This window comes from Vibrio sp. FE10, assembly GCF_030297155.1.
Classification (GTDB): domain Bacteria; phylum Pseudomonadota; class Gammaproteobacteria; order Enterobacterales; family Vibrionaceae; genus Vibrio; species Vibrio apostichopi.
Map to the genome: position 1 here is coordinate 3328147 of NZ_AP028067.1, position 20535 is coordinate 3348681.

The following is a 20535-nucleotide window of genomic DNA, read 5'->3' on the forward strand; positions in this document are numbered from 1 at the left end:
TTTGCCTCGATAGCTCAGTCGGTAGAGCAGCGGATTGAAAATCCGCGTGTCGGTGGTTCGATTCCGCCTCGAGGCACCATTATTTGGTACTTAACAAATAATGGTCTTTATAGACCTGATGTTAAGACAAGTAATTCCCCTTTAGTTCAGTTGGTAGAACGGCGGACTGTTAATCCGTATGTCGCAAGTTCAAGTCTTGCAAGGGGAGCCACATTCAAGAAAGCCAAGTCGAAAGACTTGGCTTTTTTTCGTTTGAGCAAAAGCTAACTCTATTCAGCATTGCCGCCAACTCAACATCAAGCCCTGATCATCCCCATAAAGTTAAAGCATCCCCTTTCCTATCTCGACAGTACCCATCCTTGAATTCGTTCAAACCCTCTCGATACAAACTAAACCACCTCTGAAATTAAGCATCTTTAGCCGCGTATCGTCACATAAAAATAAACAACATGACGGCTCGTTACTTTTTTTGCTTCGTAAATTTAATCTTCATCATATTTTGATATCTTTCTGATACCTGCCCTACACGACTTAGATTAAGATTCGATGAATTATATCTAATACTAATTATTGAATCGCTACGCAGGAAAATATGAAATTAAAAACGCAAGCTTACTTATTATCGGGCATCATCTTGATCGCTCTGCTGGCGCTAACTGCTACTGGTTTATGGACCTTGAGAGTCGCGAGTAACATGGACAACAAAGCTCGTGTGACAGAGCTATTTAAGAGCGCATACAGCATTCTTACTGAAGTCGAAAAAATGGCTATTGATGGCACCCTAGAAGAACAACAGGCCAAACAGCTTGCTACTCGCCTACTACGTAACAACATCTATAAAGACAATGAATACGTTTATGTTGCGGATGAAAACATGACGTTTGTTGCGACACCTCTGGATCCACAACTACACGGGACCAGCTTTAATGATTTTAAAGACGGTGATGGAAACAGTGTTGGCCAACTCATTCAACGAGTACTTGGTAATCGTACTAGCCAGATCATTGAGTACACCTGGACACAAAAGCTTCCAGACGGAACGATTGAAGAAAAACTGTCTATTGCAGAGAAGACTCCGCATTGGGGTTGGGTTGTCGGCACAGGTATCGGCTTCAATGAAGTCAATGCACGTTTCTGGTCAACGGCTCAATGGCAATTGTTTCTATGTGTCGTGATTGCTGGCCTTATTTTATCAAGCCTAATCGTATCTATTAAGCGAATGCTAGCGCTTCTTGGCGGCGAGCCTAAAGATGTAAGAGAAGCGGTACAAGCCGTCGCAGAAGGCCGTATTCAAACCTCTTTTGAAACTCAGGCAATAAACGGCAGTATTTATCACGCCGTACAACAAATGAGTAAGTCGTTAGCCGAGCTAGTCTCAAACCTTAATGCATCAATGTTGGCACTGAGAGGTGAGTTGCAGCGTGTAGAAGATCGTGCAGGTTCAATAGCTCAGCTGACCGAGACTCAGCAACAGTCAACTGAGATGATCGCGACAGCTATGACGGAAATGGCCTCTTCAGCCAACAACGTTGCTGATTCAGCTGGCGATACTGCGCGTAATACTGACGAAGCAGATAAACAGAGCCAACATACTCAGCGCCTCATCCACAGCACAGTAGATAACATTCAAGGTCTAGCAGGCCAACTCGGCACAGCAAGTGAAGCCGTCGCTAACTTAGATAGCGATGTACATAACATCGTTAAGGTCTTAGACGTCATCGGTGATATTGCAGAACAAACGAACCTTCTAGCACTGAATGCGGCAATTGAAGCGGCGCGTGCTGGCGAACAAGGTCGCGGATTTGCCGTTGTAGCAGATGAAGTTCGCAACCTTGCGGGTCGAACACAGTCAAGCACCAAAAAAATCCAACGAATGATCAATAATCTTCAAGAAGGCTCTCGTAACGCGATAAAAACTATGGAAGTGTGTGCGACTACCAGTGAAAGCACCGTAACAGAGTCCCAGAATGCCTCTGAAGCATTACAACAGATAGTTGTGGCGTTAGAGTCTATTTCATCGATGAGTCATCAAATCGCGACAGCCGCCGCTGAACAGACTCAGGTGAGTGATGATATTTCGAAGCGTATCAATATGATCGAAGAAAGTGGCAACCAACTGAGTAATGTAGTGACAGAAAGTCATAACAGCACTCAAACACTCGCCTCTCTTTCTAACGAATTAGAAGCTTGGGTTAATAGGTTTGAAGTAAAACACTAAACTCTCAGCAAAATTCTTAAATATAAAAGCACGTTTTCATACGTGCTTTTTTTATTTCGACGCCCATTCAGTGTAGTTAACCGTAGTTTTACTATCTTTTAGAGCATGCTAGACCTAGGTTTTTCGCCCCAAATGAACAAAAACAACCCACTAAGTATAGAAAAACATCAAACAATACTTTTTTTGCAATTTAATGTTGACCCAGAACGCGAAAACACGTTTAATACACCTCGTCGCCCGGATAGCTCAGTCGGTAGAGCAGAGGATTGAAAATCCTCGTGTCGGTGGTTCGATTCCGCCTCCGGGCACCACAATTTATTTGTTGGTGTCTTAGACAACAACAGTAAAGCACAAAGAAATATTATGTGCCGACTTAGCTCAGTAGGTAGAGCAACTGACTTGTAATCAGTAGGTCACCAGTTCGACTCCGGTAGTCGGCACCATTTCTTTAAAGCTTTAAGAATAATTCCCCTTTAGTTCAGTTGGTAGAACGGCGGACTGTTAATCCGTATGTCGCAAGTTCAAGTCTTGCAAGGGGAGCCAAGTTAATCATCAAGCATAAGCTTTTTGGTTCATGATGCCGACTTAGCTCAGTAGGTAGAGCAACTGACTTGTAATCAGTAGGTCACCAGTTCGATTCCGGTAGTCGGCACCATTCTCGTGATTAGAGACTAAACAATCAATTCCCCTTTAGTTCAGTTGGTAGAACGGCGGACTGTTAATCCGTATGTCGCAAGTTCAAGTCTTGCAAGGGGAGCCAATTAAAAGAAGCCGCATCATTGATGCGGCTTTTTTGCATCTAAAAACCGAAACTTATTCATACAAGTCCCCTCGCCTTTCTACTACCCGTTTAATTCGAAAACCAACTCTTTTAAGACTCCTCTAAAACCATCAGACTTTCTCTTTAATTCAGTTCAAGCTATCACAACAACAAGCTAATCACTCTTATAAAAAGTCAGTCATCACGAACGTGCTACTTCTTGTATCTATAAAGTACTCTGCTGAAAAATTCTAGTCGTAATGGGGCAGGAATTGAAAAACTAAAGAATGAATTCAAATGAGCTCTAGAAAGGCTCTGTTGGTTGCTGAGATTGAAGTGACACAACTACTCACTCTTTATCGAAACTATCCACCACGATTGCTCCCATAGACGCTGGCATGGAAATAACGATCACTCTTTTAATAGATACAATTGGATCGCTTAATAAAGGCAGCTTATCCAAACAAGTCAGCACCAAAGCAACAACCAATGCAGTCATCACATAAGCAATAACAATTCTGAAAATAAACACCGGTAACCGAGCAACAATATCTTTCTGGAATACACTTTCATACGTATAAAAGCCAAGGAATACAGCAGACAATAGAAACAACAACAGCAAGTTAGCTGTAGGTAAAGTCTCCCCTAACTTCCACGCCTCTTCAGAAAAAGAAATCGGTACGGCCAAAGCAAAAGATCCGACAAAGATCTGGCTGGCATCTTCAAAGTTAAAGCTTAATTTCATAGAGCTACCTTTAAGGCTTTTGGACCAAATAAATTTATCAAAGTGCTCCCAAAACTATCGGTTCATGATCTTGGGGGATTTGGGTTACCAACTAACAAAGGTAACTTTACGTAACCTTATACTAGTCGTATTTACTAAGACGCAACTTAAACTCGTAAGCAATAAATCAAATCACTCACAGGCGAAGGTGTTTTTCGCTCTACCCCATGATGACAAATCAATAACTAATATCGAGTAAACAAACACACCTCAGTAAAAGAAAGCTTGAAAACGTCACGAAGATCGAGCCGATTCTTCCTCTAAATCAGGATACGGGAGATGTTCTATCTAGGTGATTGATCGAATATTGTCATTTCAAACCTGAGCTATTCTAATCATTAGCTGCAGACCAACACCTTGCTAGTCACTTAAATACTATATATGGAATTGTTAGCCTTTATTCAGCCTATTAAGCAAGGCGTTCAAATAGGACTCAAAATAGCTTTAGGGTTAATGCATGCTAGGGAGTCGTTAATTAATACAGACAAGTTTACCACGCTCTAAAGAGGTTTCTGACGCACAGTAAGCTCTTATCTCCATCAAAGAATTCCGGTCTAAAGAGTAGTCGAGTTCGTAGACAAGCATATAAGCAATACTGAAAACGATACTCATATCCTATTAAGCGAAATCACACTGGTACAAACCGAGCGGTACTCTCCCATCTATTAGTACATTTCTATAGCGATAGACAGTTAGGGAAACTGCCTGCTTGACTAAATCTATCAAGGGAGAAAGTTATAGTAACTCGACACATTTGGCTACGATACCTTGATAAGTTCAGTAGCTAATTATGTAGGCAGTTGAAATATATCTAGGTCATTCGCGATTAGAATCGTAAAAAGCCTAGTTGTCGTGTCGATTGCATATTTCGGAGCTAGCCGACCGCCTATTTCGGTTTTAATCGACCACCAAATCCGTTTTTAACCAACCACTCATTTCGGTTTTAATCATCCACTTTTCGGTGTGTTTCCGAAATCGATGGTCGATTTACCGAAATAAACCTCTTTTCTCTTTTAAATCAATAGGTTTAACCTGAGTCTTTCATGTTGAGAGCACTAAGGATAAATCATGCCGAAAAAGAGAATGCCAATGAATAAAATTAAGGAAATCTTACGCCTCCGATACGAGTGCAATCTTTCTAATCGACAGATCGCCGCTTGCCTCAATATTGCTCATTCCACTGTATCCCAGCATCTATCCCGATTTAAATCCAGTGGCCTCACGTGGCCACTGGAAGAGACTCATCATGAAAATCAAGTCACCCAAGCTTTGTTTGATGGTCGCTCATCTTCTCAGCATAAAGTGATGCCTGATTTCACTCTCTGCTACTTAGAATTGAAGCGTAAAGGGATGACTAAAGCTTTGCTTTGGGAAGAGTATTGTCATCAGCATCAAGACAAAGCCTATGGCTATACACAGTTCTGCGAACTGTATAGACGTTGGCTAAAGACACAAAAACGCAGTATGCGCCAACTTCACCATGCTGGTGACAAGCTCTTCATTGACTACTGTGGCCCAACGATCCCTGTTGTGAATCCAGATACAGGAGAATGCCGACATGCTCAGGTATTTGTCGCCACTTTAGGAGCGTCAAATTACACCTATGTCGAGGCGAGTGAGAGCCAAGGGCTTGAACACTTCCTCATGGCTCATGTGAATACCTTTAATCACTTTGGTGGTGCTCCGAATCTACTTGTACCTGATAATCTGAAATCTGCTGTAACGAAAGCAGACTGTCATAGCCCTATCCTCAATGAGAGCTACCGAAAACTGGCACAACATTACGGCGTTGCTGTGATGCCAGCCAGGCCCTACAAGCCTAAAGATAAAGCCAAAGCTGAGAACGCAGTTCTCATCGTAGAGCGCTGGATAATGATGCGCCTTCGCCACCAAGTGTTCTATACAATGGCTGAGCTGAACCTGGCTATCCGAAAGCTGATGCATGACTTAAACCAACGAGAGATGAAACAGCTTGGTGTCAATCGACATGACTTGTTCAACAAAGTTGACCGTCCAGCGTTAAAACCACTGCCATCGCAACCATATGTGTATATCGAAACTAAACGAGCAACCGTCTCCCCTGATTATCACATTCAATATAAAAAGCACTTCTACTCTGTGCCGCACCAACTTGTTGGGCAACAAGTTGAGCTTGAAGCAACGCATCAAATAATACGTATCTACCACAAAGGGAGCATTGTTGCTCACCACTGCACAAGCCAAAAAGAATATGGTCTCTCTACCGTTTACGAGCATATGCCAAGCAACCATCAATACCAATCATGGACACCCGAGCGTTTTATCCGTTGGGGAAAATCTATTGGGCCAGCCACAGGTGAACTGACTCAGATGTTGCTCAAACGCCCAGAGCATGAAGCATTGGCCTTTAGAAGTTGCTTTGGGTTACTAAGTCTTGCCAAAAAGCACTCAGACGCACGGTTAGAACAAGCTTGCCGAGATGCCTTAGTGACAGAGAAGCCATACCTTGGCTTCGTCAAAAACTTATTGAAGAACCATCGAGAAGGCACTCTCTCTCAGCCTTCCACTGATACCCCAAACCTTAAACACACTAATGTTCGTGGTTCCAACTACTACCACTAGGAGAAACAATATGGACGCAATAATCCAACAGTTAAAATCACTACGCCTAAGTCATGCTTCTGATGCACTGGAACAGCAAAGGATACACCCCGCGACCTATGCTGAACTTGGCTTTGAAGAAAGGTTAGGACTCATCCTTGATCATGAGATAGTGAACCGAGATCAAACCAAAATCCAACGACTTAAACGGCAAGCCAAGCTGCGCCTAAGCGCTAGCGGTAATCAACTGGACTACCGCCCAGAACGAGGCTTAAAAAGAGCAATGATGGGAGAGTTATTATCAGGCACTTATTTACAAAAGCGACAGAATGTCCTGATTACAGGTGCAACAGGTGCAGGTAAAACCTATGTTGCTTGTGCGCTCGCCGAGCAGGCGTGTGAGCAACACTGCCCAAGTCGTTATTATCGCCTAAATCGTTTACTTGATGACCTGAGTAGTAGCCGCCTTGATGGCAGCTATCAAAAGCTGCTACTGAGCTTGTCTAAGAAAAAACTGTTGGTTATCGATGACTGGGGAATGGAAAAACTCAGCCAAGAGCATGCAAGTAATCTTCTCGAAGTGCTAGAAGATAGATACCAAGAGTGCAGTACAATCATTATCAGCCAACTACCTGTAAAAGAATGGCACGAGATGATCGACAACTCGACGATCGCTGATGCGATCTTAGATAGGTTGGTTCATCAAAGTCATAGAATCGAGTTACGAGGGGAATCAATGAGAAAACTGGCTTAAATCGACCACTTGGAGTAAAACTAAGGAAGAGAAAAGAGAGGCTTAAAAAGGTGGTCGATTAAAAACGAAACTAGGGGTCACATCAGCCGAAATACGCAGTCGATAACCGAGCTTCTCTAAAGAGTATCCAAATATGGTACATCGCAAGCAATTGGGATTGTAGGTAACCCCGAGAAAAATCATCGAAGAAACAGGCAAACCTAGTCTTTAAATGCTGTTTTATGATGGGGCTGAAATGACCCAGATTGACACAGTCGCTCAATTAGCTAGGCCCATTTTCAATATGTAGAAAGCCTCACTATTTCTAACTAGGTGTTTTAACCAGTGATTGAATTGCTGGGAAACCTTTTTCAGAGTTAGCCGATCTAACCCCAAACATGATATTGGAAACGACGAAAGCCTAGTCGTAAGACTAGGCTTTCTGATAACTGGTGAAACGCTCGTCGTTATGAAATGCGGGCAAACCCTTTGCAGGACTCGTCGAACGAAGGGTAAAAATACAATGATTTAGATGTAAAAAAGCCCCGCTATTTCTAGCGAGGCTTCTAAATAAGTGGCGGAGTGGACGGGACTCGAACCCGCGACCCCCGGCGTGACAGGCCGGTATTCTAACCAACTGAACTACCACTCCGCAGTGTCTATTCAGCATAATGCAATTTAAGCCTGACGATGTCCTACTCTCACATGGGGAAACCCCACACTACCATCGGCGCTATTGTGTTTCACTTCTGAGTTCGGCATGGAATCAGGTGGGTCCACAATGCTATGGTCGTCAAACAAATTCTGTTATTAACTTGATTAATCAAGTTAACTAAATAGTGGTGCTGATACCCAGACTCGAACTGGGGACCTCACCCTTACCAAGGGTGCGCTCTACCGGGCTGAGCTATATCAGCAATTCAAGAACCGTTTTAAAACGGTTCTTAAAATTTAAAGCCTGGCGATGTCCTACTCTCACATGGGGAAACCCCACACTACCATCGGCGCTATTGTGTTTCACTTCTGAGTTCGGCATGGAATCAGGTGGGTCCACAATGCTATGGTCGCCAAGCAAATTTTAAAATTCGGAAAGCTTATCTAAAAGTTGTTTCTCTTCAAACGCATTCAAGGTCTGGTACATCTGAGTCCACAAAACCCCTTGGGTGTTGTATGGTTAAGCCTCACGGGCAATTAGTACAGGTTAGCTCAATGCCTCGCAGCACTTACACACCCTGCCTATCAACGTCGTAGTCTACGACAACCCTTTAGGACACTTATAGTGCCAGGGAAAACTCATCTCAAGGCTCGCTTCCCGCTTAGATGCTTTCAGCGGTTATCGATTCCGAACTTAGCTACCGGGCAATGCCATTGGCATGACAACCCGAACACCAGAGGTTCGTCCACTCCGGTCCTCTCGTACTAGGAGCAGCCCCTTTCAATTTTCCAACGCCCACGGCAGATAGGGACCGAACTGTCTCACGACGTTCTAAACCCAGCTCGCGTACCACTTTAAATGGCGAACAGCCATACCCTTGGGACCGACTTCAGCCCCAGGATGTGATGAGCCGACATCGAGGTGCCAAACACCGCCGTCGATATGAACTCTTGGGCGGTATCAGCCTGTTATCCCCGGAGTACCTTTTATCCGTTGAGCGATGGCCCTTCCATTCAGAACCACCGGATCACTATGACCTGCTTTCGCACCTGCTCGAATTGTCATTCTCGCAGTCAAGCGGGCTTATGCCATTGCACTAACCACACGATGTCCAACCGTGTTTAGCCCACCTTCGTGCTCCTCCGTTACTCTTTGGGAGGAGACCGCCCCAGTCAAACTACCCACCAGGCACTGTCCGTAATCCCGATTCAGGGACCAACGTTAGAACATCAAAACTACAAGGGTGGTATTTCAAGGACGACTCCACCACATCTAGCGACGCGGTTTCATAGTCTCCCACCTATCCTACACATGTAGGTTCAATGTTCAGTGCCAAGCTGTAGTAAAGGTTCACGGGGTCTTTCCGTCTAGCCGCGGGTACACTGCATCTTCACAGCGATTTCAATTTCACTGAGTCTCGGGTGGAGACAGCGTGGCCATCATTACGCCATTCGTGCAGGTCGGAACTTACCCGACAAGGAATTTCGCTACCTTAGGACCGTTATAGTTACGGCCGCCGTTTACCGGGGCTTCGATCAAGAGCTTCGACCGAAGTCTAACCCCATCAATTAACCTTCCGGCACCGGGCAGGCGTCACACCGTATACGTCATCTTACGATTTTGCACAGTGCTGTGTTTTTAATAAACAGTTGCAGCCACCTGGTATCTGCGACTCTCGTCTGCTCCATCCGCAAGGGACTTCACTGATAAGAGCGTACCTTCTCCCGAAGTTACGGTACCATTTTGCCTAGTTCCTTCACCCGAGTTCTCTCAAGCGCCTTGGTATTCTCTACCCGACCACCTGTGTCGGTTTGGGGTACGATTCCTTACAATCTGAAGCTTAGAGGCTTTTCCTGGAAGCATGGCATCAATGACTTCACTACCGTAGTAGCTCGACATCGTATCTCAGCGTTAAAGAAAGTCCGGATTTACCTAAACTTTCCGCCTACGTACTTGAACCTGGACAACCGTCGCCAGGCCCACCTAGCCTTCTCCGTCCCCCCATCGCAATTGTAAGAAGTACGGGAATATTAACCCGTTTCCCATCGACTACGCCTTTCGGCCTCGCCTTAGGAGTCGACTTACCCTGCCCCGATTAACGTTGGACAGGAACCCTTGGTCTTCCGGCGAGGGAGTTTTTCACTCCCTTTATCGTTACTCATGTCAGCATTCGCACTTCTGATACCTCCAGCAGCCCTTACAGACCACCTTCAACGGCTTACAGAACGCTCCCCTACCCCACATACCCTAAGGTACGTAGCCGCAGCTTCGGTGTATAGCTTAGCCCCGTTACATCTTCCGCGCAGGCCGACTCGACCAGTGAGCTATTACGCTTTCTTTAAATGATGGCTGCTTCTAAGCCAACATCCTGGCTGTCTGAGCCTTCCCACATCGTTTCCCACTTAGCTATACTTTGGGACCTTAGCTGGCGGTCTGGGTTGTTTCCCTCTCCACGACGGACGTTAGCACCCGCCGTGTGTCTCCCGGATAGTACTTACTGGTATTCGGAGTTTGCAAAGGGTTGGTAAGTCGGGATGACCCCCTAGCCTTAACAGTGCTCTACCCCCAGTAGTATTCGTCCGAGGCGCTACCTAAATAGCTTTCGGGGAGAACCAGCTATCTCCAGGTTTGATTGGCCTTTCACCCCTAGCCACAAGTCATCCGCTAATTTTTCAACATTAGTCGGTTCGGTCCTCCAGTTGATGTTACTCAACCTTCAACCTGCCCATGGCTAGATCACCTGGTTTCGGGTCTAATCCTAGCAACTGTACGCCCAGTTAAGACTCGGTTTCCCTACGGCTCCCCTAAACGGTTAACCTTGCTACTAAAATTAAGTCGCTGACCCATTATACAAAAGGTACGCAGTCACACCACGAAGGTGCTCCTACTGCTTGTACGTACACGGTTTCAGGTTCTATTTCACTCCCCTCACAGGGGTTCTTTTCGCCTTTCCCTCACGGTACTGGTTCACTATCGGTCAGTCAGTAGTATTTAGCCTTGGAGGATGGTCCCCCCATATTCAGACAGGATATCACGTGTCCCGCCCTACTCGATTTCACTGATTATGATGTGTCGGTTACGGGGCTATCACCCTTTGTTGCGCCACTTTCCAGAGGCTTCACCTGCATCATTAAAAGCTTAAGGGCTAATCCAATTTCGCTCGCCGCTACTTTCGGAATCTCGGTTGATTTCTCTTCCTCGGGGTACTTAGATGTTTCAGTTCCCCCGGTTTGCCTCCTGTTGCTATGTATTCACAACAGGATACGTGCTTATGCACGTGGGTTTCCCCATTCAGAAATCCCAGACTCAAAAGGTTATTACTACCTAATCTGGGCTTATCGCAAGTTATTACGTCTTTCATCGCCTCTGACTGCCAAGGCATCCACCGTGTACGCTTAGTCACTTAACCATACAACCCGAAAGGGTCTTAGTGTATGGCAACTAACCAAGGTTTTTGGTTGTCATTAAGAAGGGTTAATTCTCAATGACTGTTTGCCGGACTCAATTGTGAATCAAACTAAGTTTGATTCGAATACAAGACACTTGAATGTGTTTGTTGTGTTTATCTAATGAAAGATAAACATTGAGAACTTTTAAATTTGATTTGAATTACTCGTAAGTAATCAAATCAGTCAGCTTTCCAAATTGTTAAAGAGCTAGATTTCTTTCGAAACCATTTTTAAATATTTTCAGATAAAAACACTTAAAGATGGTGGAGCTATGCGGGATCGAACCGCAGACCTCCTGCGTGCAAGGCAGGCGCTCTCCCAGCTGAGCTATAGCCCCATCTTTGTTTCTAGTCGATATTGGTGGGTCTGAGTGGACTCGAACCACCGACCTCCCGCTTATCAGGCGAGCGCTCTAACCAGCTGAGCTACAGACCCAATATCGTCTCTTTTACTTTTCTAAACCTAATCAATCTGTGTGGACACTCATCGTGGTATCTTCGTATAAGGAGGTGATCCAGCCCCAGGTTCCCCTAGGGCTACCTTGTTACGACTTCACCCCAGTCATGAACCACAAAGTGGTGAGCGTCCTCCCCGAAAGGTTAAACTACCCACTTCTTTTGCAGCCCACTCCCATGGTGTGACGGGCGGTGTGTACAAGGCCCGGGAACGTATTCACCGTGACATTCTGATTCACGATTACTAGCGATTCCGACTTCATGGAGTCGAGTTGCAGACTCCAATCCGGACTACGACGCACTTTTTGGGATTCGCTCACTATCGCTAGCTTGCTGCCCTCTGTATGCGCCATTGTAGCACGTGTGTAGCCCTACTCGTAAGGGCCATGATGACTTGACGTCGTCCCCACCTTCCTCCGGTTTATCACCGGCAGTCTCCCTGGAGTTCCCGACATTACTCGCTGGCAAACAAGGATAAGGGTTGCGCTCGTTGCGGGACTTAACCCAACATTTCACAACACGAGCTGACGACAGCCATGCAGCACCTGTCTCAGAGCTCCCGAAGGCACACCTGCGTCTCCGCTGGCTTCTCTGGATGTCAAGAGTAGGTAAGGTTCTTCGCGTTGCATCGAATTAAACCACATGCTCCACCGCTTGTGCGGGCCCCCGTCAATTCATTTGAGTTTTAATCTTGCGACCGTACTCCCCAGGCGGTCTACTTAACGCGTTAGCTCCGAAAGCCACGGCTCAAGGCCACAACCTCCAAGTAGACATCGTTTACGGCGTGGACTACCAGGGTATCTAATCCTGTTTGCTCCCCACGCTTTCGCATCTGAGTGTCAGTGTCTGTCCAGGGGGCCGCCTTCGCCACTGGTATTCCTTCAGATCTCTACGCATTTCACCGCTACACCTGAAATTCTACCCCCCTCTACAGCACTCTAGTTCACCAGTTTCAAATGCAGTTCCGAGGTTGAGCCCCGGGCTTTCACATCTGACTTAATGAACCACCTGCATGCGCTTTACGCCCAGTAATTCCGATTAACGCTCGCACCCTCCGTATTACCGCGGCTGCTGGCACGGAGTTAGCCGGTGCTTCTTCTGTTGCTAACGTCAAGATGCGCAGCTATTAACTACACACCCTTCCTCACAACTGAAAGTACTTTACAACCCGAAGGCCTTCTTCATACACGCGGCATGGCTGCATCAGGCTTTCGCCCATTGTGCAATATTCCCCACTGCTGCCTCCCGTAGGAGTCTGGACCGTGTCTCAGTTCCAGTGTGGCTGATCATCCTCTCAGACCAGCTAGGGATCGTCGCCTTGGTGAGCCATTACCTCACCAACTAGCTAATCCCACCTAGGCATATCTTGACGCGAGAGGCCCGAAGGTCCCCCTCTTTGGCCCGTAGGCATTATGCGGTATTAGCCATCGTTTCCAATGGTTATCCCCCACATCAAGGCAATTTCCTAGGCATTACTCACCCGTCCGCCGCTCGACGCCCAACAAATCCTCCGAAGATTCAATGTTGTCGTTTCCGCTCGACTTGCATGTGTTAGGCCTGCCGCCAGCGTTCAATCTGAGCCATGATCAAACTCTTCAATTTAAGATTTTGTGACTCAACGAATACTGACTTCAAAACTAATATTCATTCGAAAATGAACATGTAATTCTAAAGCTATTACCATTCCAACAGAATGGTAATGAATTGACTGTGCCGAATAATTTCTTTCTACAAGAGAAAGTCGTTAAACGTATTGGTCACTCAGTTCATTGAAATCAATTTTGATTCCGAAGAATCTGTTTTATCTAACGATAAAACGTTTTGATATTCATCAACGAGTGCCCACACAGATTGATAGGTTTAAATTGTTAAAGAGCTTTGCTTTCAGTGCCTTAGCACGTAAGCAGGACGCGTATAATACGCTTTCCACTTTGAAAGTCAACATAAAACTCTAAGAAACTTAGAACCCTATGGTGACTTGTCTAGAAACTAGACAAAGTCGAAATTAAAGCCTGGCGATGTCCTACTCTCACATGGGGAAACCCCACACTACCATCGGCGCTATTGTGTTTCACTTCTGAGTTCGGCATGGAATCAGGTGGGTCCACAATGCTATGGTCGCCAAGCAAATTTTAAAATTCGGAAAGCTTATCTAAAAGTTGTTTCTCTTCAAACGCATTCAAGGTCTGGTACATCTGAGTCCACAAAACCCCTTGGGTGTTGTATGGTTAAGCCTCACGGGCAATTAGTACAGGTTAGCTCAATGCCTCGCAGCACTTACACACCCTGCCTATCAACGTCGTAGTCTACGACAACCCTTTAGGACACTTATAGTGCCAGGGAAAACTCATCTCAAGGCTCGCTTCCCGCTTAGATGCTTTCAGCGGTTATCGATTCCGAACTTAGCTACCGGGCAATGCCATTGGCATGACAACCCGAACACCAGAGGTTCGTCCACTCCGGTCCTCTCGTACTAGGAGCAGCCCCTTTCAATTTTCCAACGCCCACGGCAGATAGGGACCGAACTGTCTCACGACGTTCTAAACCCAGCTCGCGTACCACTTTAAATGGCGAACAGCCATACCCTTGGGACCGACTTCAGCCCCAGGATGTGATGAGCCGACATCGAGGTGCCAAACACCGCCGTCGATATGAACTCTTGGGCGGTATCAGCCTGTTATCCCCGGAGTACCTTTTATCCGTTGAGCGATGGCCCTTCCATTCAGAACCACCGGATCACTATGACCTGCTTTCGCACCTGCTCGAATTGTCATTCTCGCAGTCAAGCGGGCTTATGCCATTGCACTAACCACACGATGTCCAACCGTGTTTAGCCCACCTTCGTGCTCCTCCGTTACTCTTTGGGAGGAGACCGCCCCAGTCAAACTACCCACCAGGCACTGTCCGTAATCCCGATTCAGGGACCAACGTTAGAACATCAAAACTACAAGGGTGGTATTTCAAGGACGACTCCACCACATCTAGCGACGCGGTTTCATAGTCTCCCACCTATCCTACACATGTAGGTTCAATGTTCAGTGCCAAGCTGTAGTAAAGGTTCACGGGGTCTTTCCGTCTAGCCGCGGGTACACTGCATCTTCACAGCGATTTCAATTTCACTGAGTCTCGGGTGGAGACAGCGTGGCCATCATTACGCCATTCGTGCAGGTCGGAACTTACCCGACAAGGAATTTCGCTACCTTAGGACCGTTATAGTTACGGCCGCCGTTTACCGGGGCTTCGATCAAGAGCTTCGACCGAAGTCTAACCCCATCAATTAACCTTCCGGCACCGGGCAGGCGTCACACCGTATACGTCATCTTACGATTTTGCACAGTGCTGTGTTTTTAATAAACAGTTGCAGCCACCTGGTATCTGCGACTCTCGTCTGCTCCATCCGCAAGGGACTTCACTGATAAGAGCGTACCTTCTCCCGAAGTTACGGTACCATTTTGCCTAGTTCCTTCACCCGAGTTCTCTCAAGCGCCTTGGTATTCTCTACCCGACCACCTGTGTCGGTTTGGGGTACGATTCCTTACAATCTGAAGCTTAGAGGCTTTTCCTGGAAGCATGGCATCAATGACTTCACTACCGTAGTAGCTCGACATCGTATCTCAGCGTTAAAGAAAGTCCGGATTTACCTAAACTTTCCGCCTACGTACTTGAACCTGGACAACCGTCGCCAGGCCCACCTAGCCTTCTCCGTCCCCCCATCGCAATTGTAAGAAGTACGGGAATATTAACCCGTTTCCCATCGACTACGCCTTTCGGCCTCGCCTTAGGAGTCGACTTACCCTGCCCCGATTAACGTTGGACAGGAACCCTTGGTCTTCCGGCGAGGGAGTTTTTCACTCCCTTTATCGTTACTCATGTCAGCATTCGCACTTCTGATACCTCCAGCAGCCCTTACAGACCACCTTCAACGGCTTACAGAACGCTCCCCTACCCCACATACCCTAAGGTACGTAGCCGCAGCTTCGGTGTATAGCTTAGCCCCGTTACATCTTCCGCGCAGGCCGACTCGACCAGTGAGCTATTACGCTTTCTTTAAATGATGGCTGCTTCTAAGCCAACATCCTGGCTGTCTGAGCCTTCCCACATCGTTTCCCACTTAGCTATACTTTGGGACCTTAGCTGGCGGTCTGGGTTGTTTCCCTCTCCACGACGGACGTTAGCACCCGCCGTGTGTCTCCCGGATAGTACTTACTGGTATTCGGAGTTTGCAAAGGGTTGGTAAGTCGGGATGACCCCCTAGCCTTAACAGTGCTCTACCCCCAGTAGTATTCGTCCGAGGCGCTACCTAAATAGCTTTCGGGGAGAACCAGCTATCTCCAGGTTTGATTGGCCTTTCACCCCTAGCCACAAGTCATCCGCTAATTTTTCAACATTAGTCGGTTCGGTCCTCCAGTTGATGTTACTCAACCTTCAACCTGCCCATGGCTAGATCACCTGGTTTCGGGTCTAATCCTAGCAACTGTACGCCCAGTTAAGACTCGGTTTCCCTACGGCTCCCCTAAACGGTTAACCTTGCTACTAAAATTAAGTCGCTGACCCATTATACAAAAGGTACGCAGTCACACCACGAAGGTGCTCCTACTGCTTGTACGTACACGGTTTCAGGTTCTATTTCACTCCCCTCACAGGGGTTCTTTTCGCCTTTCCCTCACGGTACTGGTTCACTATCGGTCAGTCAGTAGTATTTAGCCTTGGAGGATGGTCCCCCCATATTCAGACAGGATATCACGTGTCCCGCCCTACTCGATTTCACTGATTATGATGTGTCGGTTACGGGGCTATCACCCTTTGTTGCGCCACTTTCCAGAGGCTTCACCTGCATCATTAAAAGCTTAAGGGCTAATCCAATTTCGCTCGCCGCTACTTTCGGAATCTCGGTTGATTTCTCTTCCTCGGGGTACTTAGATGTTTCAGTTCCCCCGGTTTGCCTCCTGTTGCTATGTATTCACAACAGGATACGTGCTTATGCACGTGGGTTTCCCCATTCAGAAATCCCAGACTCAAAAGGTTATTACTACCTAATCTGGGCTTATCGCAAGTTATTACGTCTTTCATCGCCTCTGACTGCCAAGGCATCCACCGTGTACGCTTAGTCACTTAACCATACAACCCGAAAGGGTCTTAGTGTATGGCAACTAACCAAGGTTTTTGGTTGTCATCAAGAAGGGTTAATTCTCAATGACTGTTTGCCGGACTCAATTGTGAATCAAACTAAGTTTGATTCGAATACAAGACACTTGAATGTGTTTGTTGTGTTTATCTAATGAAAAATAAACATTGAGAACTTTTAAATTTGATTGAATTACTCGTAAGTAATCAAATCAGTCAGCTTTCCAAATTGTTAAAGAGCATAAAGCAAAAAGCTTTAATCAATAACTTACGTTATTAATTAAAGCTCTGGCTTTAACTAAATCTAAACCATCAATCTGTGTGGACACTCATCGTAAGTATCTTCGTATAAGGAGGTGATCCAGCCCCAGGTTCCCCTAGGGCTACCTTGTTACGACTTCACCCCAGTCATGAACCACAAAGTGGTGAGCGTCCTCCCCGAAAGGTTAAACTACCCACTTCTTTTGCAGCCCACTCCCATGGTGTGACGGGCGGTGTGTACAAGGCCCGGGAACGTATTCACCGTGACATTCTGATTCACGATTACTAGCGATTCCGACTTCATGGAGTCGAGTTGCAGACTCCAATCCGGACTACGACGCACTTTTTGGGATTCGCTCACTATCGCTAGCTTGCTGCCCTCTGTATGCGCCATTGTAGCACGTGTGTAGCCCTACTCGTAAGGGCCATGATGACTTGACGTCGTCCCCACCTTCCTCCGGTTTATCACCGGCAGTCTCCCTGGAGTTCCCGACATTACTCGCTGGCAAACAAGGATAAGGGTTGCGCTCGTTGCGGGACTTAACCCAACATTTCACAACACGAGCTGACGACAGCCATGCAGCACCTGTCTCAGAGCTCCCGAAGGCACACCTGCGTCTCCGCTGGCTTCTCTGGATGTCAAGAGTAGGTAAGGTTCTTCGCGTTGCATCGAATTAAACCACATGCTCCACCGCTTGTGCGGGCCCCCGTCAATTCATTTGAGTTTTAATCTTGCGACCGTACTCCCCAGGCGGTCTACTTAACGCGTTAGCTCCGAAAGCCACGGCTCAAGGCCACAACCTCCAAGTAGACATCGTTTACGGCGTGGACTACCAGGGTATCTAATCCTGTTTGCTCCCCACGCTTTCGCATCTGAGTGTCAGTGTCTGTCCAGGGGGCCGCCTTCGCCACTGGTATTCCTTCAGATCTCTACGCATTTCACCGCTACACCTGAAATTCTACCCCCCTCTACAGCACTCTAGTTCACCAGTTTCAAATGCAGTTCCGAGGTTGAGCCCCGGGCTTTCACATCTGACTTAATGAACCACCTGCATGCGCTTTACGCCCAGTAATTCCGATTAACGCTCGCACCCTCCGTATTACCGCGGCTGCTGGCACGGAGTTAGCCGGTGCTTCTTCTGTTGCTAACGTCAAGATATGCAGCTATTAACTACACACCCTTCCTCACAACTGAAAGTACTTTACAACCCGAAGGCCTTCTTCATACACGCGGCATGGCTGCATCAGGCTTTCGCCCATTGTGCAATATTCCCCACTGCTGCCTCCCGTAGGAGTCTGGACCGTGTCTCAGTTCCAGTGTGGCTGATCATCCTCTCAGACCAGCTAGGGATCGTCGCCTTGGTGAGCCATTACCTCACCAACTAGCTAATCCCACCTAGGCATATCTTGACGCGAGAGGCCCGAAGGTCCCCCTCTTTGGCCCGTAGGCATTATGCGGTATTAGCCATCGTTTCCAATGGTTATCCCCCACATCAAGGCAATTTCCTAGGCATTACTCACCCGTCCGCCGCTCGACGCCCATTAAATCCTCCGAAGAGTCAATAATGTCGTTTCCGCTCGACTTGCATGTGTTAGGCCTGCCGCCAGCGTTCAATCTGAGCCATGATCAAACTCTTCAATTTAAGATTTTGTGACTCAACGAATACTGACTTCAAAACTAATATTCATGTAAACATGAACATGTAATTCTAAAGCTATTACCATTCCAACAGAATGGTAATGAATTGACTGTGCCAAATAACCGAAGTTATTCGTATTGGTCACTCAGTTCATTGAAATCAATTTTGATTCCGAAAAATCTGTTTTATCTAACGATAAAACGTTTTGATATTCATCAACGAGTGCCCACACAGATTGATAGGTTTAAATTGTTAAAGAGCTTCACTTGTTGAGCGTTCCTTTTAAGTAAGGAGCCTCTCGAAGTGGACGGACATTCTAGCGTTTTAATTCTCAGTGTCAAACACTTATTGGTAATTAATTTCTACTTTTTTAAAAGTAGGAGCGATTAAACGCTTTAAGCTAGTTGCCTTACCAACATTCTGCGCTGAAGCCTTGTGGCGTCTGCCGTGTCAGTGAGGCGGCATTATAGAGATGCCGCTCATATTGGCAAGCATTAAATACGTTTTTTATTAAAAAAAGAGGTTAAGTGAAGACAATTCAACCAAGGGCTTATTTATACCACTTTTAACCCAAGTTTCGAACAAATTACCCACAACACCCTGTGGGTAACTACTCGCCATTATCAAAAAAGTAAGATAAACGAGCCCTTGGGTTTAGATATTCTCTAACTTGTTCCGGTAACTTGCTTGGATGAACCGCATTGACAATTTTTATCTCTTTAGTAAAGAGGTCAATGATCGGAGCTTGGGTTCTTGGAACGCTAGGATCATAGATCAGTACATTCGGGTAAAGCATGTGTTTGGCATTAACCGAAATCACGATTCCAATCGATTCATTTGAAAGCTGCACGACAGTACCCGGTGGATACACTCCCATAAACTTAACTAACAGGCTCAAGTTGTCCTGGCTATATAGGTGTTTACAGTTCTTATATAAATGAGAGAGTGCTAAGTAAGGAATCTTTTGTTGGGATTGCGCTTTACCATGGCAAAGGTTATCAAATGCATTCGCTACTGCAACTATCTTGGCAAACTCATCTATGTCTTGCTCTTTTAAGCCTTCAGGATAACCAGAACCATCATTCATCTCATGATGTTGAGCAATCACCTTTTTAGCACTTTCAGGAAAGTCATCAATTCCTGAGACAATATCTGCACCATATTTGGTGTGAAGCTTTAGGTAATTCTCTTCTGGTGGCGTCAGTGCGCTCTGCTTTCTTAATATCGCAACTGGTATTTTGATTTTGCCTACATCGTGGAACAATGCGGCAAATGAAAGATCTTTCAACTGTTGCGTATTGTAGCCTTTGGCTTTACCTATCATTAGCGCAACAACAGAGACATTTAATGTATGAAAGTAGATGTCTTCAAAGTCAGCTTTTGCATTCATGAGATGCAAGGTTACGTTATCGTCACTTACTAGCGTTTCAACAATATCATCAACAAGAGCTTTAACCTCCCCTACCGCATCTAATGGGCGATTACGGATTTTGGTCATCACTGAACGCATTCGGGCAAGCGAACGTTCGAACTCTTTCTCGCAATTACTCACCCTACGACGGTAAGAACTTAGAGTTTCGATACTCTCATGCTTATCTTTCCACATTCTTTCCGCTTCAAGACTTACCTGTAAATCAGTATCAAGATCTTGTTCACTCACATGGTTAGCGGGTAAGGGAGATGTATCACTTTGGTTCGGGTTTATATAGACGTGCTTAATCCCAAGATGTCGAATGACCTTTACTTGAGCATCATCTTTGATTTTAAAACTGTTGAGTAGAAATGGGTGTTCATTCCATTTTACTGGGAGTCGTATATGTAGACCGGGCTGAATGCGATCTACGGTAATCTTTATGCTGCCCATTTTTATATATAA

At 46.2% G+C, this 20535-nt stretch carries 5 protein-coding genes, 11 tRNA genes and 7 rRNA genes; 10 read left to right on the forward strand and 13 right to left on the reverse strand.

Going from position 1 to position 20535, the window contains the following annotated elements; genetic code table 11:
- The first annotated feature begins 3 nt into the window (after nucleotides 1–3).
- The 8 genes from QUF19_RS14815 (at nucleotide 4) to QUF19_RS14850 (ending at nucleotide 2978) form a co-directional block, all read left to right on the forward strand.
- Nucleotides 4–79: transfer RNA gene (locus QUF19_RS14815), tRNA-Phe, on the forward strand.
- A gap of 56 nt (nucleotides 80–135) precedes the next feature.
- Nucleotides 136–211, forward strand: a tRNA-Asn gene (locus QUF19_RS14820).
- Nucleotides 212–592: 381 nt separating this feature from the next.
- Nucleotides 593–2218, forward strand: a complete 1626-nt coding sequence (locus QUF19_RS14825) for a methyl-accepting chemotaxis protein (RefSeq protein ID WP_286294783.1) — start codon at nucleotides 593–595, stop codon at nucleotides 2216–2218.
- Nucleotides 2219–2453: 235 nt separating this feature from the next.
- Nucleotides 2454–2529: transfer RNA gene (locus tag QUF19_RS14830), tRNA-Phe, on the forward strand.
- 56 nt (nucleotides 2530–2585) lie between these two features.
- Nucleotides 2586–2661: transfer RNA gene (locus QUF19_RS14835), tRNA-Thr, on the forward strand.
- A 24-nt stretch (nucleotides 2662–2685) separates the two neighbouring features.
- Nucleotides 2686–2761: transfer RNA gene (locus tag QUF19_RS14840), tRNA-Asn, on the forward strand.
- Nucleotides 2762–2797: 36 nt separating this feature from the next.
- A tRNA-Thr gene (locus QUF19_RS14845) sits at nucleotides 2798–2873 on the forward strand.
- A gap of 29 nt (nucleotides 2874–2902) precedes the next feature.
- Nucleotides 2903–2978: transfer RNA gene (locus QUF19_RS14850), tRNA-Asn, on the forward strand.
- 349 nt (nucleotides 2979–3327) lie between these two features.
- Here QUF19_RS14850 and QUF19_RS14855 read toward each other — a convergent pair.
- Complete coding sequence (locus QUF19_RS14855) at nucleotides 3328–3723, reverse strand: DUF2391 family protein (RefSeq protein ID WP_017079303.1); 396 nt, start codon at nucleotides 3721–3723, stop codon at nucleotides 3328–3330.
- A gap of 1107 nt (nucleotides 3724–4830) precedes the next feature.
- Here QUF19_RS14855 and istA point away from each other — a divergent pair.
- Both istA and istB read left to right on the forward strand, forming a co-directional pair.
- The gene (istA, locus tag QUF19_RS14860) at nucleotides 4831–6363 is read left to right on the forward strand and encodes an IS21 family transposase (RefSeq protein ID WP_286291968.1); all 1533 of its coding nucleotides are present in this window, start codon (nucleotides 4831–4833) and stop codon (nucleotides 6361–6363) included.
- A 10-nt stretch (nucleotides 6364–6373) separates the two neighbouring features.
- Nucleotides 6374–7096 (forward strand): IS21-like element helper ATPase IstB, encoded by a 723-nt coding sequence (istB, locus tag QUF19_RS14865; protein ID WP_286291966.1) that lies wholly within the window; start codon nucleotides 6374–6376, stop codon nucleotides 7094–7096.
- 554 nt (nucleotides 7097–7650) lie between these two features.
- On the opposite strand, the gene QUF19_RS14870 is transcribed toward istB, so the two are convergent.
- The 12 genes from QUF19_RS14870 to QUF19_RS14925 all read right to left on the reverse strand — a co-directional run bounded on the left by QUF19_RS14870 (nucleotide 7651) and on the right by QUF19_RS14925 (nucleotide 20523).
- Nucleotides 7651–7727: transfer RNA gene (locus QUF19_RS14870), tRNA-Asp, on the reverse strand.
- 30 nt (nucleotides 7728–7757) lie between these two features.
- Nucleotides 7758–7873, reverse strand: a 5S ribosomal RNA gene (rrf, locus tag QUF19_RS14875).
- Nucleotides 7874–7915: 42 nt separating this feature from the next.
- A tRNA-Thr gene (locus tag QUF19_RS14880) sits at nucleotides 7916–7992 on the reverse strand.
- A gap of 39 nt (nucleotides 7993–8031) precedes the next feature.
- A 5S ribosomal RNA gene (gene rrf, locus QUF19_RS14885) occupies nucleotides 8032–8147 on the reverse strand.
- 98 nt (nucleotides 8148–8245) lie between these two features.
- A 23S ribosomal RNA gene (locus tag QUF19_RS14890) occupies nucleotides 8246–11139 on the reverse strand.
- 301 nt (nucleotides 11140–11440) lie between these two features.
- Nucleotides 11441–11516: transfer RNA gene (locus tag QUF19_RS14895), tRNA-Ala, on the reverse strand.
- A 21-nt stretch (nucleotides 11517–11537) separates the two neighbouring features.
- Nucleotides 11538–11614, reverse strand: a tRNA-Ile gene (locus QUF19_RS14900).
- 67 nt (nucleotides 11615–11681) lie between these two features.
- Nucleotides 11682–13236: ribosomal RNA gene (locus QUF19_RS14905) — 16S ribosomal RNA — on the reverse strand.
- A 408-nt stretch (nucleotides 13237–13644) separates the two neighbouring features.
- Nucleotides 13645–13760, reverse strand: a 5S ribosomal RNA gene (rrf, locus tag QUF19_RS14910).
- Between the two features lie 98 nt (nucleotides 13761–13858).
- Nucleotides 13859–16752: ribosomal RNA gene (locus QUF19_RS14915) — 23S ribosomal RNA — on the reverse strand.
- Nucleotides 16753–17107: 355 nt separating this feature from the next.
- Nucleotides 17108–18662, reverse strand: a 16S ribosomal RNA gene (locus QUF19_RS14920).
- Together the 16S, 23S and 5S rRNA genes with 4 tRNA genes alongside form the textbook arrangement of a ribosomal RNA operon.
- Nucleotides 18663–19269: 607 nt before the next feature.
- Nucleotides 19270–20523: a cyclic di-GMP phosphodiesterase gene (locus QUF19_RS14925; protein ID WP_286294785.1), complete on the reverse strand. Its 1254-nt coding sequence runs from the start codon at nucleotides 20521–20523 to the stop codon at nucleotides 19270–19272.
- Between the last annotated feature and the right edge of the window lie 12 nt (nucleotides 20524–20535).